Below are 4,528 nucleotides of genomic sequence, written 5' to 3'. Positions count from 1 at the left end.
CGGTTTTTGTAAGATCTCCGTTTGGATTGTCGGTATTCCCGGAAGTGGCGGGTGCTCCGGTAAGGCCAGCCGTGTCTGCGGCCGAAACATTGTTCAGATCATTCTTATTAAGCCTGAATGCCATCATACCGGTAGCGGAATTGAGTATTACCCGGTGATCTTCCTGGCCGGTATAGAAACCAAGGTCCCAACTGTTTCGATCAATAACGACGGCAGTTACCTTTTCAAAATTGATAAAGACCCTGTTCTTCCCGTTATCGCCCCTTTTCATATCAATGTACTTTTCAACAAAGCCCAGGGAATGTATAGTATGTTCGCGGATACTCCCTAACGACATAGCAGTACCTGCTGAATCAAGTTTGAAGCGGATCTCATCTTCACCATCGGGCAGGTAAGTGGGATCTATTTTGATATCGAAATAAACTGACTTATTACCGGCAGGAATGGTCAATAATAATACCCCGTTGTCTGAGGCCGGCGTGGTGGTAAAATTTTTTGAATAGACGTATCCCTTACTGGTGTAGGTGATTTTAATCGGCAGGTTCCGGTTAACTGCGTCTTTTGTTTGCACGGTAACACGATACAGGGTGGTATCGCTGTTAGTATATTGCTCACTGGTATTGAACTGTACGCCCTGCGTGTTTACAGGTGGATCGGGCACTGGCGCAGCGGTCTTATCGTCCTTATGTTTGGAACAGGCATTTAATATAAATACGAAGGCAAATAAATAAAATAATTTTCTGTACATCATCTACTGATTATGATTTGCCCTTATAACAATGCATTTTTAACTATTCCTATCGTTTCCTGATTACCTGGAAAGATTTTTTTCGGCAGAAAGGTCAGAAAGCTATTTTACCTTAGTTTTTTCTCAATTCGGCTAATATGGTCATATGCGCTTTTTTGTAATTTAACGCCTGTATATAATCAGCATGTCGACAGTTTGTTCCTCTTTGGTCAATCCAAGTCCAATGGACGAAAGTACATTCAATAAACTTTGCGGATTTTCCGGCTGCCAGCTAATTTTAATATCTAACTTTTCACGGTTGCCCGTTTTGTCAACCGTCAGTTTGCCGGTGCCATAACTTTCCAGACATTTCGCAAGATCGGACATCGTCATGGACTGCTGGTCGATAGCGCCGTGCATCACCATATAGGTGCGTTTGCCGGAAATGTTTCGTGGAATAGATTTGAATTTAGCAGAGTCCACGATGCGCAATACCTGTACTTCTTTGGTCATGGGTTCAACTTTGGCCTGCAGGTCAAAGCGAGCCGCCAGTTCCCTGCGAAGGCTGGTTTGCAGGCTGTCGGGCCGCGGCACAATCAGGTCAACACAATACGTCGGCGCGTTTCTTCCTTCTTTCACCTGGTCGATGGTACGGCTGAAAGGAAAATCACCGTAGGCCAGCATATACAAGGTGGTTAGCGGCAGGTTAATACAGGTAAGCCGCCTTCCGCTGAAAGCAGGTTGATCCAACCAGGTATGGCTGAGCCCCGGACCACCATTGATCTCGCCCTGGATCTTAAAACGGTACATAACCGTGTCGGCGGCATAGAAATTCTGTTTGATCAGGTCTTCATAACTAAGTAAGTTGTCCTTTTTTTCGGGCAGATGCACTTTCGCGCCAGCCAGCAGGCTATCGATCACCGCATCGGTAATATTTTCAGGACTGGTGGCAGCAAGCGGCTGGCCGTCTTTCCCGATCAGGATATCATGCGGGATCATTTGGTGCGGAAACAGGGCGCTTATGCTGCGCCCGCTATCGACAGCAAACCAAAGGTTAGAAGGGCGCGATTGCAGAAATTGCATCGTACGTTCAACTGTTTCATTGCCTACGGCGATCACCTGCAAGCTGTTCCTGTATTTAGCCTGTAACGCCTTTAAATGCGGCATGGCTTCGATGCAGGAGCCGCACCAGGTAGCCCAAAAGTCCAGTATGACCAATTTGCCTTTCAGGCTACTTAGCCTGGCACTTTTAACGGGTGCATTTAACAGGTTGGTAAATTCAATATCGACCTTCACTTGTGCGGGGAGGTGATTGGTTGTCAGCAGCAATAGAAGGATTATTAACTTTCTCATAGTTCAAAGATCAGCCGCATGCGGTAACAACAGGGTTAACCAGGATTAAGTAAAGTTAATTAGTGTTAACGCAGGTCTGTATTGTTCATTTGGTTAAATAGCTTTGTTAAATGAAAAAAAATATCCTGCTGATCCTTATCCTGATGTTGCTCTGCGTAAGCGGGATCATCGGCCTGCAGCTATTCTGGAACGTTCAAAATTACCGGCAGACGGTGAAGAACTTCGATCATGATAGCAATAACGCGCTGGAAAATGCGGTGGCACGCGAAATCAACGAACGGCAGGACGGCATCGTCAGGCGTTTTGAAACCTGGCTCGCAGATACATCACTCATTACGATCACTGCCGATAGTAAAAACCGTTATGGGAATACGGTATTCCATATCCGCGATAAGCACCCACGTTTTCCGGAAGATCAGAAACGGGCATTTTCGTTCGGATTAACCGACTTTAAGGAAAAGCTTAACGAGATCACACCACAGGCCAAAGCAATGATGATCCATCATTTTGGTGAGCGCATGCTGAAAGCTGATCTGCAAAAAGGCATGGTTTATAATTATACAGAGCTGCTGGGCGATAGCCTGGAAAAAGTGTTCAATAACAGTCAGTATGATCCGGTACGCTTGTCCGCCATTTTTAAAGAAGAATTGCTGCATAAAAATATCAGGAGCGCTTTCGTGCTGAATCCGCAAAAACGGCCAGGCCTTTTTCTTACTAAACCGATGAACACTCATTTCCGCAAACCCTACCAACACAATTGGGTTACAGCAGGCCTGGAAAGCCCGAACAGCTATTTTTTTAAAGCCATGAAATGGGTGGTGATAAGTTCATTGCTGTTGATCGCTATTACCATTACCTGCTTTGTCTATACCGCCCAAACACTCCTTTCCCAGGAAAAGCTGGCTAAACTCAGGCAGGCATTTGTGAGCAATATGACCCATGAACTGAATACCCCCATTGCTTCCATCAAAATTACTGCTGAAGCGCTCAGGGCTTTTAAAAATGAACCGGAGCGGCAAAAAGAATACCTGGATATTATCGGTTACCAGGCGGATAAGCTCAGTGAACTCACTGCACAGATCCTGGAAACCAATGAGCAGGTGCAAAAAGATCAAACGAACTGGTCATCATTCGATCTGAACCTAACGATTGAACAAGCGATCAGCGACCTGGCCCCCCAGGCAGAAAGCGCTATGGCACTGATCCGTTTTGAGCCGGCTGTTCCGGAAATTCAACTATTCGGAGACCGTTTGAAATGGCGAAACGTAATGAACAATCTGATCGATAACGCCTTAAAGTATGCGAAGGCAGCGCCTGTTATTGTTATTGAAACCAGGTTGAACGGAGACATGGCGCAGATCGTTGTAGCCGATAATGGCATAGGCATACCGCCGGAGTATCGGAGCAAGGTCATGGAACCCTTCTTCCGCGTGCACCAGGATAACCGGCACAATGTAAAAGGTTATGGGCTCGGCCTGAGTTATGTACATCAGGTGGTGTCGGCCCATGGAGGGCTCATTGCAGCTACAGGCAATGAACCAGCCGGCACCCGCATCACCATTCAAATTCCGTTCAACTAATGGAAAAGAAATCTATTTTACTTGTGGAGGACGAACCTTTCCTGGCCAAAGTGGTTAAGGACAGCCTCGAACAACAGCACTATGCGGTTACCCACGCCAGCGATGGTCGTAAAGCTTACAGCTTGTTCCGGAACAACCACTATCAATTGCTGATCGTTGATGTGATGTTGCCTCATACCGATGGCTTTACCTTCGTGCGGCAGATAAGGGCAGCGGGATCGCTCGTGCCGGTACTATTTCTCACGGCCCGCACGGCAACACCGGATGTGATCGAAGGTTATCAAAGCGGCGGCAATGATTATCTAAAAAAACCTTTCAGCCTGGAAGAACTTTATCTGCGGATAGCTGAACTGCTGAAGCGTTATACGGTTGCGCCGATGCCGTCAGGCTCAACTCATCAAATCGGGCTGTATCGCTTTGACCCCGAAAAGCAGCTCTTACATTTTCCCCAGGAATTGGACATTCGTTTATCCTATCGCGAAACTCAACTCCTGCAGTTGCTGTATACACACCGTAATGCGGTTCTTGAACGCAGGACTGCACTAATTACACTTTGGGGTGATGACAGCTTTTTTCATACGCGGACAATGGATGTGTTTATCACAAAATTGCGCAAGCACCTGAGGCGCGATCCCGGCGTAGCTATCCTGAACATTCGCGGTATCGGGTATAAGATGACCTGCTGATTAAACATTTGAAATCGGAATTACATCAAATACCTTTCGATGGAGTTGATCCCTAATTGACGTGATTATAACGACGGTGCGGCTTTCTCTTTTTCTATTTTCACTTTCTCTTTCCGCAATACCCTTGAGTACAGAGAGAGCCTGGGATCGAAAATAAAGTTCAGGAACAGCCTTGTCCATGA

General features: G+C 46.4%; 4 protein-coding genes. 2 read left to right on the top strand and 2 right to left on the bottom strand.

Going from position 1 to position 4,528, the window contains the following annotated elements:
• Together VIM72_RS23485 and VIM72_RS23480 are read right to left on the bottom strand one after the other, a co-directional pair.
• Nucleotides 1–748, bottom strand: a 748-nt coding sequence (locus VIM72_RS23485; RefSeq protein ID WP_332005258.1) for an HmuY family protein, incomplete at its 3' end; no start/stop codon positions are given.
• Between the two features lie 162 nt (nucleotides 749–910).
• The gene (locus tag VIM72_RS23480) at nucleotides 911–2,080 is read right to left on the bottom strand and encodes a redoxin domain-containing protein (protein ID WP_332005257.1); all 1,170 of its coding nucleotides are present in this window, start codon (nucleotides 2,078–2,080) and stop codon (nucleotides 911–913) included.
• Between the two features lie 110 nt (nucleotides 2,081–2,190).
• On the opposite strand from VIM72_RS23480, the gene VIM72_RS23475 reads away from it, so the two are divergent.
• Nucleotides 2,191–3,660 (top strand): HAMP domain-containing sensor histidine kinase, encoded by a 1,470-nt coding sequence (locus VIM72_RS23475; protein ID WP_332005256.1) that lies wholly within the window; start codon nucleotides 2,191–2,193, stop codon nucleotides 3,658–3,660.
• Nucleotides 3,660–4,346, top strand: a complete 687-nt coding sequence (locus VIM72_RS23470) for a response regulator transcription factor (protein ID WP_332005255.1) — start codon at nucleotides 3,660–3,662, stop codon at nucleotides 4,344–4,346. Before VIM72_RS23475 ends, VIM72_RS23470 begins: the two co-directional genes overlap by 1 nt.
• Nucleotides 4,347–4,528: the final 182 nt, after the last annotated feature.

Origin of the sequence: Chitinophaga sp., from assembly GCF_036569185.1 — a bacterium.
GTDB lineage: Bacteria > Bacteroidota > Bacteroidia > Chitinophagales > Chitinophagaceae > Chitinophaga.
This window is presented reverse-complemented; position numbering and strand designations above follow the sequence as displayed.

Coding starts and splice junctions, on each gene's coding strand:
- VIM72_RS23470 (WP_332005255.1), top strand. CDS start 3,660: ATGGAAAAGAAATCTATTTTACTTGTGGAGGACGAACCTTTCCTGGCC.
- VIM72_RS23475 (WP_332005256.1), top strand. CDS start 2,191: ATGAAAAAAAATATCCTGCTGATCCTTATCCTGATGTTGCTCTGCGTA.
- VIM72_RS23480 (WP_332005257.1), bottom strand. CDS start 2,080: ATGAGAAAGTTAATAATCCTTCTATTGCTGCTGACAACCAATCACCTC.